Here is a 21141-nt window from a genome sequence, read left to right on the forward strand (position 1 = left end):
GGGGCGCGCCGCCTCGTCCCAGCGCCCGTATGCGAGGGCGTCACCCGGCGGTCGACATGGACCCACCCCGTCATGCGATCACTCGTTCGAGTCATTGCTTTAGCCGCCGGGCTGGGGCAATCTACCGAATGATCGGTCGGTTGACTCGAAGCGAAGCTCCGGTTCACGGTTCAAGACGAGGTGACGGCATGACGGCGCAAGCGGATCTCCACGACGACGGCGAGCGGCTGAGCGGCGATGAGCTGGCCGCGCTCCAGCTGCGGCGGCTGCGCGCCACCTTGAGCCTTGCCTACGAGCGCGTGCCGCACTACCGGCAGGCCTTCGACAAGGCCGGTGTGCACCCCGACGACTGCCGTTCCCTCTCCGATCTCGCCCTCTTCCCCTTCACCACCAAGGCCGACCTGCGCGAGCAGTACCCCTTCGGCATGTTCGCCGTGCCGCGCTCCGAGGTGCGCCGCATCCACGCCTCCAGCGGCACCACAGGCCGCCCCACCGTCGTCGGGTACACCGACGGGGACCTCTCCACCTGGGCGGACGTGGTCGCCCGGTCCATCCGGGCGGCGGGCGGCAGACCGGGCCAGCTGGTGCACATCGCGTACGGGTACGGCCTGTTCACCGGCGGCCTCGGCGCGCACTACGGCGCGGAGCGGCTCGGCTGTACGGTCGTCCCCGCGTCCGGCGGGATGACCGACCGGCAGGTCCGGCTGATCCAGGACTTCCGGCCGGAGGTCATCATGGTGACCCCCTCGTACATGCTCACGCTGCTGGACGAGATGGAGCGCCAGGGCGTCGACCCGCGCAGCACCTCGCTCCGCACGGGGATATTCGGCGCGGAGCCGTGGACGGAGGAGATGCGCCGCGAGATCGAGCAGCGGCTCGACATCGACGCGGTGGACATCTACGGCCTGTCCGAGGTGATGGGCCCGGGCGTGGCGCAGGAGTGCGTCGAGACCAAGGACGGCCTGCACATCTGGGAGGACCACTTCTATCCGGAGGTCGTGGACCCGTTCACCGGCGAGGTGCTGCCGGAGGGCTCCTCCGGAGAGCTGGTGTTCACCTCGCTCACCAAGGAGGCCATGCCGGTCATCCGCTACCGGACCCGGGACCTGACCCGGCTGCTGCCCGGTACGGCCCGGCCGGCGTTCCGGCGGATGGAGAAGGTGACCGGCCGCAGCGACGACATGATCATCCTGCGCGGGGTCAACCTCTACCCGACGCAGATCGAGGAGATCCTGCTCCGTACCCCCGGTCTCGCCCCGCATTTCCAGCTGCGGCTGACCCGGGAGGGCCGGATGGACGCCCTGACCGTACGGGTGGAGGCACGCCGGGAGGCTGATGCCGCCCAGCGGCAGTCCGCGGCCTCCTCCGTGGTCCGCGCGGTCAAGGACGGCATCGGGGTCTCGGTGGCCGTCGAGGTGGTGGACCCGGAGACCCTGGAGCGCTCGGCGGGCAAGATCAAGCGCCTGACGGACCTCCGCGAGCCGCGGTAGCCGACCGGGTCGTGCGGGGAGGGGAAGGGAGGAGAGGGGAGGAGGGAGGCCGTCCGGCGCGACCTCGGCCGGGCCCCGAAACCACCCCTTCGGGCCCACTTCCGGGGTGCCTCCGAGAGCCGGCGGGTCCGTCCGGGTAGTCCATGAGGCGTGACCTCGATCCTCCGCCAGCTCCACGACCGGCTCCAGGCCTCCCCGGCCGGGCTGGCGTGGAGCCGGGGGCGGGAGATGGAGCTCATGCACCGGGCCATGGGCTTCGCCGCCCTCGGCTTCCTGACCCTGGTGCCGCTGCTGGTGGTCGTCGCGGCCGCCGCCCCCGGCAGCGGCTCCGGATTCGGCCGCTGGCTCGGCCAGGCCCTCGGGGTCACCGAGTCCTCGCGGTCCCGGGTCGAGATGCTGTTCGGCGCCGCGGACCTGGCGCTTGAGCGGACCACCGCGTTCGGGCTCGCGGCCCTCGCCGTCTTCGGCCTGACCTTCGGCTCGGCCGTGCAGACCGGGTACGAGAAGGTCTGGGACCTGCCGACCGCCCGCTGGCACACCATGTGGCGGCACGTCGTCTGGCTGGCCCTGCTGGTCTGCTACCTCGGTCTGCTCGTCGAGATCCCCGCGCCGTCGAACGACGCCGTCGGCACGGTCCTCGGCACCACCGGCGACCTGCTCGGCACCATCCTCTTCTTCTGGGGCTCCCAGCGGCTGCTGCTCGGCGGCCGGGTCCGCTGGCGGGCGCTGCTGCCGGGGGCGGTGGCGACCAGCCTGGGCCTGCTCGGCCTGCGGCTCTTCTCCCAGCTGGTGTTCTCCCCGCTGATCGCCTCCAACGCCGTCACCTACGGCCCCTTCGGCACGCTGCTGGTCGTCCAGTCCTGGCTGGTCGGCGTCGGTTTCGTGGTCTACGGCGGCGCCCTGGTCGGGCGCCTGGCCCACGAACGCCTCACCCTCCGCCGCCTCCGGGACAGCGGCCTGCCGACCGGATGAGGCCCCGGCCGGGCCTACCGCGCTACCGGTCCACCGGGGCCCTACCGGTACACCGGCCCTACCGGTCCTCCTGCCCGAAGCGGTCGCGGAGTTCGCGCTTGAGGATCTTGCCGCTCGCGTTGCGCGGGAGGGCGTCCACGAACAGCACCCGCTTCGGGGCCTTGAAGTGGGCGAGCTTCTCCCGCGCGTACGCCAGCAGCTCCGCCTCCGTCACCTCCCCGCGCGGCACCACGACCGCCGTGACCGCCTCGATCCACCGCTCGTCGGGCAGGCCCACCACCGCCGCCTCGGCCACCCCCGGGTGGGTGTACAGCGCGTCCTCGACCTGCCGCGAGGCCACCAGCACGCCGCCCGAGTTGATGACGTCCTTCACCCGGTCGACGACCGTGAAGTACCCCTCCGCGTCCCGTACCGCGAGGTCCCCGGAGCGGAACCAGCCGTCCCGGAAGGCCTTCTTCGTCGCCTCCGGGGCGTTCCAGTACCCCAGGCAGAGCTGGGGCGAGCGGTACACCACCTCGCCCGCCGTGCCGTCCGGCACGTCCGCGCCGTCCTCGTCGACGACCTTCGCCTCGACGTGGCGGACCGGCCGCCCGCAGGAGTCCATCCGCCCCTCGTGCTCTTCCGGTCCCAGGACGGTGGCCAGCGGGCCGATCTCGCTCTGCCCGAAGCAGTTGTAGAAGCGGAGCCCGGGCAGCCGGGCCCGCAGCCGCTCCAGCACGGGCACCGGCATGATCGAGGCGCCGTAGTACGCCTTGCGCAGTCCGCCCAGTTCGCGGCGCCCGAAGTCCGGGTGGCCGGCCAGCCCGATCCACACCGTGGGCGGCGCGAACAGGCTGTCCGCCCGTCCCGACTCCACCAGGGCGAAGACCTCCTCGGCGACCGGCGCGTCCAGGATCGTGTTCTGCGCGCCCACCGCCAGGTAGGGCAGCAGGAACACGTGCGTCTGCGCCGAGTGGTAGAGCGGCAGGGAGTGCAGCGGCCGGTCGGCCTCGTCCAGGTCCAGCGCCTCGATCGCGCTCTCGTACTCGTGGACCAGTGCCTTGTGCGTCATCATCGCGCCCTTGGGCAGCGCGGTGGTCCCCGAGGTGTAGAGCAGCTGCACCACGGCGTACGGGTCGCGGTCCGGCACGAACGGCAGCGGGTCGGCGAGTTCCCCCAGGAACGAGCCGGGCGCGTCGCGCAGCGGCCGTACGGCATGGCCCTCGGGGATCCGCGCGGCCAGGTCCGGATCGGCGAGGACCAGCGCGCTCGTGCAGTCGTCCAGGATGTACGCGAGGTCCTCGCCGGTGAGGTTCTGGTTGACCGGGACGTGCGTGAGCCCGGCGCGGGCGCAGGCGAGGAAGGCGAGCAGGTAGGCGTCGGAGTTGTGGGCGAACGTCGCGACCCGGTCGCCGTCGGCCAGTCCGTACCGCTCCCGCAGGACGGCGGCTCCGGTGGAGACGGCTGCGTCGAGCTCCGCGTACGTCCACGTCCGTTCGCGGTAGCGGACCGCCGGCCGGTCGGGGACCCGCAGTGCGCTGTCGCGCACCAGCCCGTCGACCGTGTTCTGCCGCACCGCCCGCGCTGCCGTCATGGCGTGATCCTCGTCTCCGAGCGCACCCGGGGTCAATGACCCGGACAGCCGGGATACCAAACGGGATGTTGACAGAGCATCAGGTCGCCTGCATGAGTGTGGGGGCACACAAGCACCGCCTGTACCGCGGGCAACCCCGCCCATCCGCAGGCTACTTGGGAGGCACGTTGCATCTCCGCACCCGCCCGCTGCTCCGGCGCGCCGCGCTCGTCGGCGCCGCTCTGCTCGCCGCCGCCGCAGCGGCCCCGCACGCCACGGCCGCGTCCGCCCCGACGGCCGGCGCCGACCGCGCGCCCTCCGGCGGCGGCCTGTCCGCCGTCATCCGCTACACCGAGAACGGCATCCCGCACATCCTGGCCCGGGACTACGCGCACCTCGGCTTCGGCAGCGGCTGGGCCCAGGCCGCCGACCAGGCCTGTGTGCTCGCCGACGGGTTCGTGACCGTGGCCGGCGAGCGCTCGCGCTGGTTCGGCGCCGACGCGGCGACCGACGGCTCGCTGTCCTCCGCGAGCAGGAACCTCACCAGCGACCTGTACTTCAAGGGGGTCCGGGAGTCCGGGACCGTCGAGAAGCTCCTCGCCGCGCCCGCCCCGGCCGGTCCCAGCCGGGACCTCAAGGAGCTGATGCGCGGCTGGGCCGCCGGGTACAACGCCTGGCTGGCCCAGAACAAGATCACGGACCCGGCCTGCAAGGGCGCCGCCTGGGTGCACCCCGTCACCGCCCTCGACGTGGCCGCCCGCGCCTTCGCCATCTCGGTGATCGGCGGCCAGGGGCGCGCCGTCGACGACATCGCGGCGGCGCAGCCGCCGGGCCGGGCGGCCCCCCTCGCAGCGGGCCCGGCGACCGCCCCGGCCGTCGACCCCGCGGCCGCCGCCGAGGCCGCCCGGGCCTTCTTCGACACCGGCCGCTACGACATGGGCTCCAACGCGGTGGCCTTCAGCGGCTCCACCACCGCGAACGGCAGCGGCCTGCTGCTCGGGAACCCGCACTACCCCTGGAAGGGCGGCCGCCGGTTCTGGCAGTCGCAGCAGACCATACCCGGCGAGCTGAACGTCTCCGGCGGCTCCCTGCTGGGCACGCCCGTCGTGAACATCGGGTTCAACGAGAAGGTGGCCTGGAGCCACACCGTGGCCACCGGCACCCCCGTCAACCTGCACCAGCTCACCCTGGACCCGGCCGACCCCACCGTCTACCTGGTCGACGGCAAGCCGGAGAAGATGACGCAGCGCCAGGTGACCGTCCAGGTGTCGGGCGGCGCCCCGGTCGGCCGCACCCAGTGGTGGACCCGCTACGGGCCCGTGGTCACCGGCCTCGGTCCGGGCCTGCCGCTGCCCTGGACGGCCGGGACGGCGTACGCGCTGAACGACCCGAACGCGGCCAACCTGCGCGGCTCCGACACCGCCCTCGCCATGGGCAAGGCCCGCTCCGTCGCCGGGATCCAGGACGCGCTCCGGCGCACCCAGGGCCTGCCCTGGGTCAACACGGTCGCCGCGGACTCGGCCGGCGGCACGCTGTTCACCCAGTCCCAGGTGCTCCCCCGGATCACCGACGAGCTCGCCGCCCGCTGCTCCACCCCGCTCGGCAGGGCCACGTACCCGGCGTCCGGGCTCGCCGTCCTCGACGGTGCGCGCGGCGACTGCGCGCTCGGCTCGGACCCGGACGCGGTGCAGCCGGGGGTGTTCGGACCGGGGAAGGCGCCGACGCTGCGCGACGCCCCGTACGCCGAGAACTCCAACGACAGCGCCTGGCTGGCCAATGCCGAGACTCCGGTGACCGGCTACGAGCGGATCTGGGGCAGCCTCGGCACCCCGCGCTCGCTGCGGACCCGGGGCGCGGTGGAGGACGTCTCGGCGATGGCCGCCAAGGGCGGGCTGACCGTGGCGGACCTGCAGAAGCAGCAGTTCGCGAACCGGGTACCGGCCGGCGATCTGGCGGCGGCCGACGCGGCGAAGGCCTGCGCCGCCCTGCCCGGCGGCGCGGCCACCGCGAGCGACGGGCGGCCGGTGGACGTCTCGGCGGCCTGTCCGGTGCTCGCGGGCTGGGACCACCGGGCCGACACCGGCAGCCGCGGCGCGCTGCTCTTCGACCGGTTCTGGCGCAAGCTGACCGCGAGCACGCCGGCCAAGGACCTGTGGCTGGTCCCGTTCTCGGCGGCCGACCCCGTACGCACCCCCCGTACGCTCAACCAGGCGGCGCCCGGGATCGGACGGGCGCTCGCGGACGCGGTCGCGGAACTGCGGGCCGCCGGAATCGCGCCGGACGCGCCGCTCGGCGAGCACCAGTTCGTGGTGCGCGGCGGGCAGAAGCTGCCGGTGCCGGGCGGCACCGAGGCACTGGGCGTGTGGAACAAGATCGAGGCGCCGTGGAACGCGGCGGCCGGCGGCTACCCGGAGGTCGTGCACGGCTCCAGCCACATCCAGGCGGTCGGCTGGGACGGCGGCCGCTGCCCGGTGGCGCGCACGCTGCTGACGTACGGCCAGTCGTCGGACCCGGGCTCGCCGTACTACGCCGACCAGACCCGGCTGTTCTCCCAGGAGCGGTGGGTGACCTCGCGCTTCTGCGAGCGGGACATCCTCACCTCGCCGAAGCTGAAGGTGGTCTGGCCGCGCGAGCGGCGCTGACCTGAGCCTTCCCGGGCGGGGCCGGACCGTTCGGCCCCGCCCGCAGGCTCAGGGGCTGACGGCGAGGAACAGGTACGCCGCCAGCAGGACGAGGTGCACGCCGCCCTGGAGCAGCGTGGCCCGGCCGGGCGCGATGGTGAGGGCGCTGACCACGACGGTCAGGGCGAGCAGCACCATGTGGATCGGCCCGAGGCCCAGCAGGAGCGGGCCCGACAGCCAGATGGTGGCCAGGGCGATGGCGGGGATGGTGAGTCCGATGCTCGCGATGGCGGAGCCGTAGGCCAGGTTGAGGCTGGTCTGGACGCGGTCGCGGCGGGCGGCGCGGACGGCGGCGAGCGTCTCGGGGGCCAGGACGAGCAGGGCGATGATGACACCGACGACGGCGTTGGGGAGGCCCGCGCTGGCGACGCCCGCCTCGATGGTGGGCGAGACGGCCTTGGCGTCGCCGACCACGGCGACGAGCGCGATCAGCAGCAGGCCGAGGCTGACCAGCGCCGCGCGGGAGGTGGGCGGCGCGGCGTGCTCCCCGTCGCCGTCCGCGTCCCCGTCCCCCTCGCCGCCGCCGGGTGCCGCGGCAGCGGCCCCGGCCGCGTTCCCCGTACCGGCCCCGGTGGCCACGGGCAGGAAGTAGTCCCGGTGGCGGACCGTCTGGACCGCGATGAACAGACCGTACAGGGCGAGCGAGGTGACGGCGGCGAACGCCAGCTGGGCGGAGGAGAACTCCGGCCCCGGCTTGCTGGTGGTGAACGTCGGCAGGACCAGGCTGAGGACGGCCAGGGTCGCCACGGTGGCCAGGGCCGCCCCCGACCCCTCGGCGTTGAAGACGGCGACCCGGTTGCGCAGGGCGCCGACGAGCAGGGACAGGCCGACGATGCCGTTGCAGGTGATCATGACGGCGGCGAAGACGGTGTCCCGGGCGAGGGAGGCGGTCTTGTCGCCGCCGTCGGCCATCAGGGTGACGATGAGGGCCACTTCGATGACGGTGACGGCGACGGCCAGGACGAGCGAGCCGAACGGCTCGCCCACCCGGTGTGCAACGACCTCGGCGTGGTGCACGGCCGCCACCACCGCACCCCCCAGGCACAGGGCGACCAGGCCCACGGCGTATCCGGGCAGATCGCGTCCCCAGCTGAAGACGACCGCGAGGAGCGCCACCACGGGAACCACGACGGTCCAGTCGGTCAGGGTCATTCTGCGGGGTGCCGTACTCATATCAGCCAACTTGCCAGAACTGTCCCCCGAATGCGGCTCAGGGGACGCGTCCGGGGCGCTGACGTGGCACTTCTCACGGAATGTCGGGCGTGGCGGACCGGAACCCGGAGCTCGGATCCCGGGGCTTGGATCCCGGGGGTGGGATCCCGGGGGTGGGATCCCGGGGCTGGGCTCCCGGGGCTGGGCTCCCGACGCCCGGGTTCCCGGGCTCGGATACCAGGACCCGGATACCGTGCGCCGCGCGCGGGCGCTCACATCGCGCGCTCGCGGCCCTCCCAGTACGGATCGCGCAGCCGCCTCTTGTACAGCTTGCCGTTCGGATCGCGGGGCATCGTCTCGATGAAGTCGACCGACTTCGGCCGTTTGAAACCGGCGAGCTGCCGCTCGCAATGGTGCAGGATCTCCGCGGCGAGGGCGTCCCCGGCGACGAAGCCCTCGGCCGGTTCGACGACCGCCTTGACCTCCTCGCCCCAGTCGGCGTGCGGGATCCCGAAGGCGGCGGCGTCCGCGACCGCCGGGTGGGTGAGCAGGGCCGACTCGATCTCCGCGGGGTAGATGTTCACCCCGCCCGAGATGATCATGTCGATCTTGCGGTCGCGCAGGAAGAGGTACCCGTCCTCGTCGATCAGCCCGAGGTCGCCCACCGTGAAGAAGTCGCCGATGCGGTTCTTCTTCGTCTTGCCCTCGTCCTTGTGGTAGCTGAAGCCGCCCGTGTTCATCTTCAGGTAGACGGTGCCGAGTTCGCCGGGCCCCAGCCGGTTGCCGTCGTCGTCGAAGACGGCGAGCTCGCTGATCGGCCAGGCCTTGCCGACCGTTCCCGGCTTCTTCAGCCAGTCCTCGGCGGTGGCGAACGCGCCGCCGCCCTCGCTGGCCGCGTAGTACTCCTCCACACAGGTGCCCCACCAGTCGATCATCGCCCGCTTGACGTGGTCCGGGCAGGGCGCGGCCCCGTGGATCGCGTGCCGCATCGAGGAGACGTCGTACGCGTCCTTCGTTTCCTGAGGGAGCGCGAGGAGCCGGTGGAACTGGGTCGGGACCATATGGGTGTGCGTGCAGGCGTGGCCGTCGATGAGCCGCAGCATCTCCTGCGGGGTCCAGCGGTCCATCAGTACCAGCGGGTGCCCGATGTGCAGGGCGGCGCCCGCGAATTGGAGGACGGCGGTGTGGTAGAGCGGCGAGCAGACCAGGTGGACGTTTCCGTCGAAGGGCCGGATGCCGAAGATGGCGAGGAAACCTCCGAGGTACGTCTCCTCCGGGAGCTTGCCCGGCAGCGGGCGGCGGATGCCCCGCGGGCGCCCGGTGGTGCCGGAGGTGTAGTTCATGACCCAGCCGAGGGTGCGCCCCTCGGGCGGTGTGGCGGGCTGTCCGTCCAGGAGCCGGGCGTACGGGTGGAAGCCCGCGACCGCTCCGACGGCGTAGCGGTGGCTCGCGGGAAGGCCGGCTTCGTCGGCCGCGGCGGTGGCGGCTTCGGCGAAGCGCTCGTGGGCGATGAGGACCTTGGCGCCGGAGTCGGAGACGATCCAGGCGATCTCGGGGCCGACGAGGTGGTGGTTGACCGGGACCAGGTAGAAGCCGGCCTGGGAGGCGGCGAGGTAGGCGGTGAGGAACTCGACGCCGTTGGGGAGGACGACGGCGAAGACGTCGCCCTTCTCCATACCGGCGGCGCGCAGTCCGTGGACGAGGCGGTTGACGTCGGCGTGCAGCCGGCCGGCGCTCCACTCCTCGCCCTCGGGGGTGATCAGTACCGTGCGCCCGGGGTCCGCGGCCGCCTGGGCCCAGAATCCGTTCGGAGGCTGGTCGCTCGTGGCACTCATGCTGGTCACACCTCTCAAGCCCGGCCGGCGATGCGGTTGATGCGGTCGATGGCGCGCTCGAAGCCGCCGGTGAGGTCGTCGAAGACGGCCTGGACGCTGCGTTCGGAGTTCATCCGGCCGACGATCTGGCCGACGGGGGTGCCGAGCAGCGGCCGGACCTCGTACTTCTGGATGCGGGAGACGGCCTCGGCGACGAGCAGGCCCTGGAGCGGCATCGGGAGGGCGCCGGGGCCGGCCGGGTCGTCCCAGGCGTCGGTCCACTCGGTACGGAGCTGGCGGGCGGGCTTGCCGGTGAGGGCACGGGAGCGCACGGTGTCGCCGGAGCCGGCGGCCAGCAGCTTCTCGGTGAGGGCGCGGGAGTGCAGGTCGGCCTCGGTGGTCGTGAGCCAGAGGGAGCCGAGCCAGGCGCCCTGGGCGCCGAGGGCCAGGCCGGCGGCGATCTGCTCGCCGCTGCCGATGCCGCCCGCGGCGAGGACGGGGAGCGGGGCGACGGCCTCGGCGATCTCGGGGACCAGGACCATCGTGGCGATGTCGCCGGTGTGGCCGCCGGCCTCGTAGCCCTGGGCGACGACGATGTCGATGCCGGCTTCGGCGTGGCGGCGGGCGTGCTTGGCGCTGCCGGCGAGGGCGGCGACGAGGACCCCGTGGTCGTGGGCGCGCGCGATGACGTCGGCGGGCGGGGAACCGAGGGCGTTCGCCAGGAGTTTGACGGGGTAGTCGAAGGCGACGTCGAGCTGGTTGCGGGCGACCTGTTCCATCCATCCGGTGATCCGCCAGCCGGAGGCCTCGCCCTCGTCGAGCTCGGGCACGTGGTGCTTGGCGAGGGTGTCGCGGACGAACTCGCGGTGCCCCGCGGGGATCATCGCCTCGATGTCGGCCTCGCTGATGCCGTCGACGGCCTTCTTGGCGGGCATCACGACGTCGAGGCCGTACGGCTTGCCGTCGGTGTGCTCCTGCATCCAGTCGAGGTCGCGTCTGAGGTCGTCGGGGGCGGTGTAGCGGACGGCGCCGAGGACGCCGAAGCCGCCGGCGCGGGTGATGGCAGCGGCGACCGCCGGGAAGGGCGTGAAGCCGAAGATGGCGTGCTCGACTCCCAGTTTCTTGCTCAGCTCCGTCTCCATGGGCGGCAGCATGCCGCAGCTCGGCGGCCGAGGGAAGAGGTTTTCTGATGGCTCGTCAGATTCTTTGCGGGCCGGTCGGTGCGGGGCCCGCCGCGCCTGCGGGCAGATACTTCGGGAGGGCGGTTCGGCGAACAGGAGGCCGGTGGTGGAGGAGCACACGGGGGACGGGGAAGCGCGCCGCGGAAACCCCGCCGGTGCGGTGCTGAGCCGGCGGCGGCTCGGAGGGCGGCTGTTGGCGCTGGGCGGGGTGCTGCTCCTGCACGCCGCGCTGCCCGGGCCCGCGGGGGCCGCGGGCAATCCGGCCGAGCGGCGGGCCCTGCAGGGGCTGCGCCTCCGGTACGGGTCAGCACGGCAGGCGGGACTGATCGAGAGGCACCTGGAGGCGGCGGCCGACGAGGCCCGCCGGTTCCTCGGCCCCTCCCCCGAGCACCCCTACTACGCCGGGGCCGTGGTCCTCGCCGGCCGGGGCCGCACGGTCGCCCTGCACCGCGCGATGGGCGAGGCCGTGCGGTACGCGGACTACGACGGCCGCACCGACCGGGCCCGGGAGTTCCCGGCGGCGCAGCGCATCCCGATGGCCGAGGACACCGTCTTCGACCTGGCGTCACTGACCAAGCTGTTCACCTCGCTCCTGGCCGTGCAGCAGATGGAGCGCGGGCGGTTGGAGCTGGAGGCTCCGGTGGACCACTACCTGCCCGAGTTCACCGGCGGCGGCAAAGAGCTGATCACCGTACGCCAGTTGCTGACGCACACCTCGGGGCTGCGCTCGTGGGCCCCCTTCTACCAGCAGCCGCACCGCGCGGGGCAGTTGAGAATGCTGTGCGCAGTGCGCCCGCAGGACACGCCCGGGACGGTGTACCGGTACTCGGACCTCAACCTGATCGCACTACAGCTGCTCCTTGAACGGATCACCGGTCACCCTTTGGATCTCCTGCTCCACGACGAGATCACCGCTCCGCTCGGGATGCACCGCACTCGTTACAACCCGCCGCTCTCCTGGCGCCGCACCATCGCCGCCACCGAAGTGCAGCGGCCCCCCTGGTCCGGCCTGGACCGCGGACTGGTCTGGGGCGAGGTCCACGACGAGAACGCGTACGCCCTCGGCGGCGTCGCCGGCCACGCCGGCGTCTTCGGCACCGCCTGGGACCTGGCCGTCCTCGCCCGCACCCTCCTCGACGGGGGCGTCTACGCGGGCAGGCGCATCCTGCGCCCCGCCTCCGTCGAGCTGCTCTTCACCGACTTCAACACCGCCTTCCCGGGCGATGACCACGGCCTCGGCTTCGAGCTCTACCAGCACTGGTACATGGGCGCCATGGCCACCCCGCACTCCGCCGGCCACACCGGCTTCACCGGCACCTCCCTGGTCCTGGACCCCTCCACCGACTCCTTCCTCATCCTGCTCGGCAACTCCGTCCACCCCGTCCGCACCTGGCGGGCGGGCAGCGCACCGCGCGTCGCGGTCGGCAACCGCTTCGCGCGCGCCGTCCCGGTCCGTACGAAGCACGGCGGCCCGGCCTGGTACTCCGGCATGGAGACGGGAGGCTCCGGCACCCTCACCCTGCCGCCGCTGACCCCGGCCACGGCCGCGGCCCGGCTGCGCTGCGCCGTGTGGTGGGACACCGTGCCCGGCGAGGGGGCCTTCCACCTGGAGGCCTCGGCCGACGGGCGGAGCTGGGAGCCGCTGCCGTTCAGCACGCTGAGGTCGACGGGCGGCGCTCCCGAGCAGTGGCCGCAGGGCAGCGCCGGCGGCTGGTCCGGCCGCATCTGGCACCGCCTGGAGGCCCCCCTCACCGCCTGGGCTGAGCGCCCGGTCCACCTGCGCTTCCGGCACGCCGCGACCGGCCGCTACGTGGGCCGCGGGGTGTACGTGGACGTCGTACGGGTGGCGGAACCGGCCCGGCTCCTCTTCGCGGAAGACCGCCCGGCCGACGCGTCCCGCATCCGGGCCACGGGCTGGACCCGCTCGGCGGACTGAGCCGGCCCCGGCGTACGGCAGCGCCCGGGGCGGCAGCGTGCGCGTGTCAGCCCTCGCGGACCAGGCAGAACGGGTGGCCGGCCGGGTCCGCGTACACGCGCCAGTCGTCGGGGACGGCGCCGGTGCGGGCGTCCAGGAGGGTGGCTCCGACGGCCAGCACCTGCTCCTGTGCCCGGTCCAGGTCCGGCACGGCGAAGTCCAGGTGGAACTGCTGCGGATGCGCGGGGTCCGGCCAGCGCGGCGGCCGGTGGCCCGCCACCCGCTGGAACGCGAGCACCTGACCCGACGGGACGTGCAGCGTCGCCCAGTGCTCGTCGACCGACCAGCGCGGGTCCGGCCGGTTGACGGTCCCGCCCACCACCTCCCGGTAGAACTCGGCGAGTCGCAGCGGATCGGGGCAGTCCAGCACCACACACTGAAGTTCGGCGATCATGGCTCGAGCTTAGGCCGTGCCGTCGAAGTCCCGTCAGGTCGGCGCCACTTTGACGACACTCCCCCGAGCGCCTCCCGGCCCGGCGCCGGCACCGGCACCGGCGCCGGGGGCATAAAACCGTGCCCGCCGCCGTTGGCACTCGTTGAGTTCCGTTGAGTGCTCAACTCCCTGTTCGACTCCCTGTTCAACTCCCCTCCGACAGCTCGACAGCGAAGGCAGGTACAGGCACATGGCGACCAGCGACATCGACTGGGACCACCCCAAGGACCCCAAGCAGGGCACCTGGCAGCTCGATCACGTCAAGCAGTACGTCGCGTCCAACGGCGCCGAGGGCCACCAGTGGAACGGCACCCAGACCCTGCTGCTCACCACCGTGGGCCGGGTCTCCGGCGACGCCGTGCGCACCCCGCTCATCTACGGCGAGGCCGACGGCCGCTACCTCGTCGTCGCCTCCAAGGGCGGCGACCCCGAGCACCCGCTCTGGTACAAGAACCTGACGGCCCACCCCGAGGTCCGCATCCAGGTCGGCCCGAAGGTCCTGCAGGGCACGGCCCGCACGGCGACCCCCGAGGAGCGCGCCGCGTACTGGCCGGTGATGGTCAAGCACTGGCCCGCGTACGACGAGTACCAGGGCAAGACCGACCGCGAGATCCCGGTCGTCGTCATCGAGCCCGTCGGACTCGCCGCGTAACGGCGGTCAGTGCCCCAGGACGGCCATCGCCGCATTGTGGCCGGGGACCCCGCTGACTCCCCCTCCGCGCACGGCGCCCGCGCCGCACAGCAGGACGTTGGCGTAAGGGGTCCCCACGCCCCACCGGCCCGCCCCGGGCTGATCGTCCCCGTACGGCCACGACAGGTCCCGGTGGAAGATGTGCCCGCCCGGCAGCCGCAGTTCGCGCTCGAGGTCCAGAGGGGTCTTCGCCTCGATGCACGGCCTCCCGTCCGCGTCGAAGGCCAGGCAGTCGGTGATCGGCTCGGCCAGGTGCGCGTCCAGCTGTGCCAGCGTGCCGGTCAGCAGCACCTCGCGCGCCCCCTGGTTGTCCTTCTCGAACAGCCGGGCCGGGGTGTGCAGGCCGAACAGGGTGAGCGTCTGGTACCCCTGCGCCACGAGCTCCGGTCCGAGGATCGAGGGGTCGGTCAGCGAGTGGCAGTAGACCTCCGAGGGCGGTACGGACGGCAGTTCCCCGGTGGCCGCCTCGGCGTAGGCCCGCGCCAGCTCCGCGTACCCCTCGGCGATGTGGAACGTGCCGCCGAAGGCCTCGCGCGGGTCCACCGAGGTGTCCCGCAGCCGCGGCAGCCGACGCAGCAGCATGTTGACCTTGAGCTGCGCGCCCTCGACCGGGGGCGCCGGCTCCGCCTCGCCCAGCAGTTCGCCCAAGGCCCGCGGCGAGGCGTTGACCAGCACCGTCCGGGCGACGACCCGGCCCTCCCCCGTCGCCGTACGGAACGTCACCTCGGCCGGCGCCCGTCCGTCCGTCTCGATCCGCAGCACCTCGTGCCCGGTCGCGATCTCGGCCCCGGCCGCCCGGGCGGCCGCCGCCAGCGCATCGGTGAGCGCGCCCATGCCGCCGACCGGAACGTCCCAGTCCCCCGTGCCGCCGCCGATGACGTGGTAGAGGAAGCAGCGGTTCTGTACGAGCGAGGCGTCGTGCGCGTCGGCGAACGTACCGATCAGGGCGTCGGTGAGCACGACGCCCCGCACCAGGTCGTCGGCGAAGTGCTCCTCGACGGCCCGCCCGAGGGGCTCCTCGAACAGCATCCGCCAGGCCGCCTCGTCGTCGATCCGGGTCCGCAGCTCCGCCCGCGTGGGCAGCGGCTCGGTCAGCGTCGGGAACACCTTCTCCGCGAGCCGCCCGGTCCGCCCGTAGAAGGCGCGCCAGCTCTCGTACTCCCGCTCCGAGCCGGTCAGCCGCGCGAACGACTCCCGGGTGCGGGACTCCCCGCCGCCGACGAGGAGCCCGCCGGGCCGCCCGTCGCGCTCGACGGGCGTGTACGAGGACACCGCGCGCTTGCGCACGGCGAACTTCAGCCCCAGGTCGCGCACGATCTTCGCCGGGAGCAGGGAGACGAGGTACGAGTAGCGCGAGAGCCGGGCGTCGACTCCGACGAAGGGGCGGGTGGAGATCGCGGCGCCGCCGGTGTTCCCGAGGCGTTCCAGGACCAGCACCGAACGGCCCGCCCGGGCCAGGTACGCGGCGGCCACCAGTCCGTTGTGCCCGCCGCCCACGATCACGTCGTCGTATACATCGTGCCCGAAGCTCGTCATGGCTCTTGGTAACACACCTCGCCGAGCCGCTCCAGACAGTGCGCCTCGTCGGCGTGGGCCGCCACCGTGTCCGGATGGTCGTCGCCGAGGGAGCGCTCGCGGATGCCGGAGAGCTCCCGGTAGACGGGCAGCGCCTCGTCCCAGCGGCCCAGCCGGCCCAGCCCGACGGCGAGTTCGCGCCGGCTGACGAGGGTGTCGGGGTGTTCGGCGCCGAGCGCCTTGGCCCGCGCGGCGGCCACCTGCCGGGCTTCGGCCACCGCCTCCTCCCAGCGCTCCAGCCGGCCCAGGTTGACGCCGAGGACGTGCCGGGCGCGGAGCGTCTCGGGGTCCGCGGCCCCGTACGCACGGGTGCGGTCGCGGACCAGGCCCCGGAACAGGTCCAGGGCCTGGGCGGCGTGGCCGGTGCGGCCGAGCGCGATGCCGGCCTCGTAGCGGGCGGCGAGGGTGTCCGGATGGTCCCGGCCGAGCACCCGTTCCCGTACGGCGGCGACATGGCGGAACCCGTCCAGGGCCTCCTGCCAGCGGCCCTGGCGGCCCAGGGCGTACGCGACCTCGTACCGGGTCAGCAGCGTGTCCGCGTGCTCGGCGCCCAGTACGGCCGCCCGGTCGGCGGCGACCTCGGCTGCGGTGCGGTGGGCGTCGGCGAAGCGGCCCAGCGCCCCGAGTTCGCAGGCGAGGTTGTGGCGGCAGCGCAGCGTGTCGGGATGGAGCGGGCCCATGGCGCGCTCCCGGGCGGCGAGCACCGCGCGGTAGATGTCGTTGGCCTCGCGGTGGCGTCCGAGCCGGCCCAGTTCGTACGCCGCCTCCTGGCGCGCCGCGAGGGTGTCGGGGTGGTCGGCGCCGAGCACCCGGGTGCGCCCCTCGACGACGGCCTCGTACACGGCCAGGGCCTCTTCGGGCCGACCCGCGCGGCTGAGGGCGAACGCCCGGGTGTGGCCGGCCGTGAGCGCGTCGGGACCGGCACCGTCGAGGCCCGTGCCGTCGGAGCCGGACGCTCCCGGGCGCATGTACGGGACCCCGTACGGCGCGGTGAGCCGCGGGTCTTCGGACGCGGCGGGGCGCAGGATCCGGTGCTCGCCGCTGGGGCGCCCGGCGGTCCAGGCGCCGGTGAGCACGGCCCAGGCGCCGCTCGCGGGCCGGGCGTCGAGGCCCGCCTTGCGGCCGGCGGTCATCCCCTCGGCCCAGGCGGGCAGGGGCGCCGCCCCGGCTCCGGGCAGGCCGGCGGGGCCGAGCCGGCCCTCGACGAGCCGCCGGTGGAGGTGGCGGGCGTCGCCGGGGCGGTCCTCGGGGCGCTTGGCGAGCAGGTCCAGGACCACCTGCTCGAAGTACTCGGGCAGCTCGGGGCGGTGCTCGCGCAGCGGTACGGGCGCGGTGTCGCGGTGGCCGACCAGCACCGACCAGGAGTCGCCGAGGTCGAAGGGCGGGGCGCCGGTGGCGATCTCGTACAGGACGCAGCCGAGCGAGTAGAGGTCGCTGCGGTGGTCGACCTCGCCGCCCGCGATCTGCTCGGGCGACATGTAGTGCGGGGTGCCCATGGCCATGGCGCCGCCGGTGAGTTTGGCGGTGAAGCCGATGTCGTGGGCGAGGCGGGCGATGCCGAAGTCGCAGATCTTCACCGTGCCGTCGGTGAGCCGCATGATGTTGGCCGGTTTCAGGTCGCGGTGGACGACGCCCTGGTCGTGGGTGTAGCCGAGGGCGGCGGCGAGCTGTTCGGCCGTGTCGACGACGACGTCCACGGGGAGCGGGCGCGTCTCGTTGTCGTCCAGGAGCTGGCTGAGGTTGCGGCCGTCGAGGAGTTCCATGACGAGGTAGAGGGGGCCGCCCGCGGCGCTGTCGTCGCCGAAGTCGTGGACGACCGTGACGCCGCGGTGCTGGAGGGAGGCGGCCACGCGGGCCTCGCGCCGGAAGCGTTCGCGCAGGACCTGGGTGAAGTGGTTGTCCTGCTCGGGCCCGAGAGGCTTGAGGCATTTGACGGCGACCTGCCGGCCCAGCGACTCGTCCCGGGCGCGCCACACCTCGCCCATGCCGCCGCGCCCGATCAGATCGAGTGACCGGTACCGGCCCTGGATCAGCCTGGACTCCGCCATGTCTTAAAGCCGCCCCCGTTGTCGTACTCCGTCCTATGCCCTCCCCGGCCGGTCCAGTATGGCCGCTGGTGTACGCAGTGTGTACGCCGAGGGGCGGCTCCCGGGGCCCATGCGGCGCATCGCTTTCAAGATGTGACCTGGAGGCAGCTGCCACCGCAGACCTGCGGGAATGCTGCGCAGCAGGGTACCGGTGAGGCGCAGGCGACGGGTGATGACGGGCGCCGGTGGCGCCGCGCGCCCGTAGAGCCGGTGCGCGTAGCCGGGGAGGGAACCGTAGGCCAGTTCCGCGATCGGGCGCCACAGCAGGTTTCGGCCAGGGACCAGGAGGGCAGGGGTGGGCGGGCTCCGCAGGAAGGCGATCACGGCGCGGGCGTCGGGTCCGGCGGCGAGCTCGGGGCGGACCTTCTCGAAGTACGCGGCGAGGGCCGCCGTGTCGGCCGGGACGTGCGCCGGGTCGAGTCCGACCAGGCGGGCGCCCACCCGGTTCTCGTCCACGTAGCGGTCGGCCTGGGCGGGGGTGAGGGGCACTCCGGAGCGGCGCAGGACGTGCAGGAAGCTGTCGATCTGCGCGCAGTGCACCCAGAGCAGCAGTTCGGGGTCGTCGACGGGGAACCGCTCGCCGGTGGCGGGGTCGGTCGCGGACAGCGCCCGGTGGATCCGGCGGACGCGGTCCCCGGCGCGCTCGGCGGCCTCGGTGGTGCCGTAGGTGACGGTGCCGACGAAGTCGGCGGTGCGCAGCAGCCGGCCCCAGGCGTCGGAGCGGAAGTCGCTGTTCTCCACGACTCCGCGGACGGCGCGGGGGTGCAGGGCCTGGAGGTAGAGCGCGCGGAGTCCGGCGATCCACATGATCGGGTCGCCGTGGCACTGCCAGGTGACGGACGCGGGCCCGTAGAGCCCGGGGTCGGGGCGGGGCGCCGGCTCGGGCTCGGGCTCGGGCTCCGGGTCGGAGGGGGTCGGTGCGGTCCCCGGGGTCGCGGTCATGCCGATACCTCCCGTGTCGCCTCCGTTCCAGCCTACCGAGGTGCGGCGGCCCGGAGCAGAGGTGCGTACCGGGTCAGGGGCGGCGGTCGACCCCCACCGGGTTGGCGATCTCGCCGGCCGGAACGAAGCCGCGGCCGAGGTCCAGGCGGCCGGTGGTCCCGTTCACCGGTGATCTGGTTCAAGGGCGTCCTCGGCCTGGACTCGACGGTGTCGCACCGGTCAGCGCGCTCGCGCGGGACTCGCAACGCGCCGACGCACGACCGCCGAAGCAACGCGTTCAGGCGGGGGACGGGGGCGCCTGACTCCACCGGGCGTTCGCACGCGTCTCCGGTGACGACAACGGCGAGTCACAGACGTTCAGCGGCGGACTCGGGGCATGCCCAGGCCGATCCAGGAGATGATCTCGCGCTGGATCTCGTTGTTGCCCCCGCCGAAGGTGAAGATGACCGCGCTGCGGTAGCCGCGTTCGAGTTCGCCGTGCAGGACCGCGCCCGCGGAGCCGTCCTTGAGGGAGCCGGCCGCGCCGACGACCTCCATCAGCCAGGCGTACGCGTCCCTGCGGGCCTCGGATCCGTACACCTTGACGGCCGATGCGTCCTGCGGGGTCAGGGTGCCGTCCTGGACCGCGTTGACCATCTGCCAGTTGAGCAGCTTCATCGCGTCAAGACGGGCGTGGGTGCGGGCGAGGCGGCCGCGGACCCAGGAGAGGTCGATGACGCGGCGGCCGTCGGCGAGCTTGGTCTCGGCGGCCCAGCGCTGGACGTCGTGCAGGGCCCGGATGGCCATGGTGCCGTGGGCGGCCAGGGTGACGCGCTCGTGGTTGAGCTGGTTGGTGATCAGGCGCCAGCCCTTGTTCTCCTGGCCGACGCGGCGGCTCGCGGGGACCCGGATGTCCTCGTAGTAGCTGGCGGTGGTGTCGTGCGAGGCGAGCGTGTTGATCAGGGTGCAGGAGTAGCCGGGGTCGGCGGTCGGCACGAGGAGCATGGTGATGCCCTTGTGCGCGGGGGCGTCCGGGTCGGTGCGGACGGCGAGCCAGACCCAGTCGGCGGTGTCGCCGTTCGTGGTCCAGATCTTCTGCCCGTTGACCACGTACGTGCCGGTCTCCTCGTCGCCCTCGCGGACGGCCTTGCACTTGAGCGCGGCGAGGTCCGTCCCGGCGTCCGGCTCGCTGTAGCCGATGGCGAAGTCGATCTCGCCGGAGAGGATGCGCGGGAGGAAGTACGACTTCTGCTCGTCGGTGCCGAACTGCATGATCGTGGGGCCGACGGTGTTGAGCGCCATCAGCGGCAGCGGCACGACGGCCTGGGCGGCCTCGTCGAAGAAGATGAACTGGTCCATGGGCGACATCCCGCGGCCGCCGTACTCCTTGGGCCAGCCGACTCCGAGCCAGCCGTCGGCTCCGAGCTTGCGGATGGTCTCCCGGTAGAAGCGCTTCTGGGCGGCGGGGTCCTCGTAGCGGGCGTAGACGTCCTCCGGCACCAGCTCGGAGAAGTAGGCGCGCAGCTCGGTGCGCAACTGCTGCTGCTCAGGCGTGTATTCGAGGTGCACGGCCCCTCCGGGTGTCTCGCGGTCCAGCCGGTCGCTGTGGTGGCGGCGCACAGAGTAGAACGTGTTCCAAGAAGGCGGAAGGACTCGCGGGCCGCCGTTTGCGCCGATCGGCCGCGGGGCGACGGCCCTTGGCGGACAATGGGCTTGCGGGGCGCGGGAGTTCGAGGAGCCGGGGGGACACGTGGACGAGCAGGCCCGGGAAGGGGAATTCACCGGGCGGGACCGGATGCCGGAGCCCCGGGACCGGATGCCGGAACGCCGGGACCGGATGCCGGAACGCCGGGACCGGACACTGGGGCGTCCCGACCGCATGCCGGGGCGTCAGGACCGGCCGGCCGCCGGCCGGGGCGAGGACCCCGGGGGCGTGACCCAGATCCACGAGCCGGGATCCCTGCCGGTGGACCCCGAGACCCCCGACCGCCGGCGCGCCTGGGAGCTGCTGCCGGACGACGTGAGGGCGAAGACGCTGGAGAAGGCGGGCCGGTCCCTGGTGTGGTGGGCCCGGGTCTACTCCGACGGCGCCCCGTTCGCGCTGGTGTTGGGAGACCGGGGCCTGTGCCGGGTCCAGCCGGTGTACCGCGACGGCCGGGCGCAGGAGCACCGGGGCGAGCGGGTCCGGGTGGAGCCCGGCTCGCTGCGGACCCGTTCCTTTGACGCGGGTCCGCCGCGGGCGGGCGGCGGTGCGCCCTCGGCGCCCGGCCGCCCCGGCGCACCGGTGGAACGGCTGGCCCTGGACCCGCCGGAGGCGCAGGGGGTGCTCGGGCACTTCCCCCTCGACGTGCAGGACTTCCTCCAGCGGCCCTTCCTGGCCGACCGGCGGACCGTCACGGCCGAGTGGTACTACGAGGAGACCGTCGAGCCCGCGCACACCGGCCTGTTCGTCCTCCTGTGCCTGTCCACCGACCGCCACGTCACCGCGATCGAGGCCAGTCGCACCCTGGAGCCGGGCGCGACGCCGGACCGGGCCCGCTGGCACGCCCTCACGTGCCACCAGGCCCGGCTCGTCCCCCGCTGACCGGGCCCCGGCTGACCGGCCGCCCCCGCCCCC

General features: G+C 73.5%; 15 protein-coding genes. 6 read left to right on the forward strand and 9 right to left on the reverse strand.

The features are described from left to right. Positions 1–188: 188 nt before the first annotated feature. Together paaK and ACIBAD_RS01435 are read left to right on the forward strand one after the other, a co-directional pair. Positions 189–1490, forward strand: a complete 1302-nt coding sequence (gene paaK / locus ACIBAD_RS01430) for a phenylacetate--CoA ligase PaaK (RefSeq protein ID WP_398903592.1) — start codon at positions 189–191, stop codon at positions 1488–1490. Positions 1491–1640: 150 nt separating this feature from the next. Next, on the forward strand, positions 1641–2462 hold the full coding sequence (locus ACIBAD_RS01435) for a YhjD/YihY/BrkB family envelope integrity protein (RefSeq protein ID WP_398903594.1): 822 nt from the start codon (positions 1641–1643) through the stop codon (positions 2460–2462). A gap of 58 nt (positions 2463–2520) precedes the next feature. Here ACIBAD_RS01435 and ACIBAD_RS01440 read toward each other — a convergent pair whose 3' ends face one another. Next, entirely contained in the window at positions 2521–4035 is a 1515-nt protein-coding gene (locus ACIBAD_RS01440; RefSeq protein WP_134068130.1) for a fatty acyl-CoA synthetase, read from the reverse strand. 167 nt (positions 4036–4202) lie between these two features. On the opposite strand from ACIBAD_RS01440, the gene ACIBAD_RS01445 reads away from it, so the two are divergent. Further along, the gene (locus tag ACIBAD_RS01445) at positions 4203–6656 is read left to right on the forward strand and encodes a penicillin acylase family protein (protein ID WP_398903596.1); all 2454 of its coding nucleotides are present in this window, start codon (positions 4203–4205) and stop codon (positions 6654–6656) included. 48 nt (positions 6657–6704) lie between these two features. Here the strand turns inward: ACIBAD_RS01445 and ACIBAD_RS01450 are convergent, their stop codons facing one another. From ACIBAD_RS01450 to ACIBAD_RS01460, 3 genes are all read right to left on the reverse strand, one after another. After that, the gene (locus ACIBAD_RS01450; protein WP_134068132.1) at positions 6705–7868 is read right to left on the reverse strand and encodes an ionic transporter y4hA; all 1164 of its coding nucleotides are present in this window, start codon (positions 7866–7868) and stop codon (positions 6705–6707) included. A gap of 251 nt (positions 7869–8119) precedes the next feature. Beyond that, positions 8120–9682, reverse strand: coding sequence for an acyl-CoA synthetase (locus ACIBAD_RS01455; RefSeq protein ID WP_398903599.1), 1563 nt, complete (start codon positions 9680–9682; stop codon positions 8120–8122). A 14-nt stretch (positions 9683–9696) separates the two neighbouring features. Beyond that, positions 9697–10803 (reverse strand): nitronate monooxygenase family protein, encoded by a 1107-nt coding sequence (locus tag ACIBAD_RS01460; protein WP_134068134.1) that lies wholly within the window; start codon positions 10801–10803, stop codon positions 9697–9699. A 145-nt stretch (positions 10804–10948) separates the two neighbouring features. On the opposite strand from ACIBAD_RS01460, the gene ACIBAD_RS01465 reads away from it, so the two are divergent. Then, on the forward strand, positions 10949–12778 hold the full coding sequence (locus tag ACIBAD_RS01465; RefSeq protein WP_398903601.1) for a serine hydrolase: 1830 nt from the start codon (positions 10949–10951) through the stop codon (positions 12776–12778). 46 nt (positions 12779–12824) lie between these two features. On the opposite strand, the gene ACIBAD_RS01470 is transcribed toward ACIBAD_RS01465, so the two are convergent. Continuing rightward, positions 12825–13211 carry a VOC family protein gene (locus tag ACIBAD_RS01470; RefSeq protein WP_134068135.1) on the reverse strand — a complete coding sequence of 129 codons (387 nt, stop codon included), beginning with the start codon at positions 13209–13211 and terminating at the stop codon, positions 12825–12827. A 229-nt stretch (positions 13212–13440) separates the two neighbouring features. On the opposite strand from ACIBAD_RS01470, the gene ACIBAD_RS01475 reads away from it, so the two are divergent. Further along, positions 13441–13902, forward strand: coding sequence for a nitroreductase family deazaflavin-dependent oxidoreductase (locus tag ACIBAD_RS01475; RefSeq protein ID WP_134068136.1), 462 nt, complete (start codon positions 13441–13443; stop codon positions 13900–13902). A gap of 6 nt (positions 13903–13908) precedes the next feature. On the opposite strand, the gene ACIBAD_RS01480 is transcribed toward ACIBAD_RS01475, so the two are convergent. The 4 genes from ACIBAD_RS01480 to ACIBAD_RS01495 form a co-directional block, all read right to left on the reverse strand. After that, entirely contained in the window at positions 13909–15477 is a 1569-nt protein-coding gene (locus ACIBAD_RS01480) for a phytoene desaturase family protein (protein ID WP_398903604.1), read from the reverse strand. Beyond that, complete coding sequence (locus tag ACIBAD_RS01485) at positions 15474–17564, reverse strand: tetratricopeptide repeat protein (protein WP_398903606.1); 2091 nt, start codon at positions 17562–17564, stop codon at positions 15474–15476. Before ACIBAD_RS01485 ends, ACIBAD_RS01480 begins: the two co-directional genes overlap by 4 nt. A gap of 33 nt (positions 17565–17597) precedes the next feature. After that, on the reverse strand, positions 17598–18545 hold the full coding sequence (locus ACIBAD_RS01490; protein ID WP_398903608.1) for an oxygenase MpaB family protein: 948 nt from the start codon (positions 18543–18545) through the stop codon (positions 17598–17600). Between the two features lie 357 nt (positions 18546–18902). Beyond that, on the reverse strand, positions 18903–20093 hold the full coding sequence (locus ACIBAD_RS01495; protein WP_134074064.1) for an acyl-CoA dehydrogenase family protein: 1191 nt from the start codon (positions 20091–20093) through the stop codon (positions 18903–18905). Between the two features lie 181 nt (positions 20094–20274). Between ACIBAD_RS01495 and ACIBAD_RS01500 the strand changes: the two genes are divergently transcribed. Continuing rightward, on the forward strand, positions 20275–21108 hold the full coding sequence (locus tag ACIBAD_RS01500; protein WP_398903610.1) for a hypothetical protein: 834 nt from the start codon (positions 20275–20277) through the stop codon (positions 21106–21108). Positions 21109–21141: the final 33 nt, after the last annotated feature.

The organism is Streptomyces sp. NPDC051109 (genome assembly GCF_044455885.1).
GTDB lineage: Bacteria > Actinomycetota > Actinomycetes > Streptomycetales > Streptomycetaceae > Streptomyces.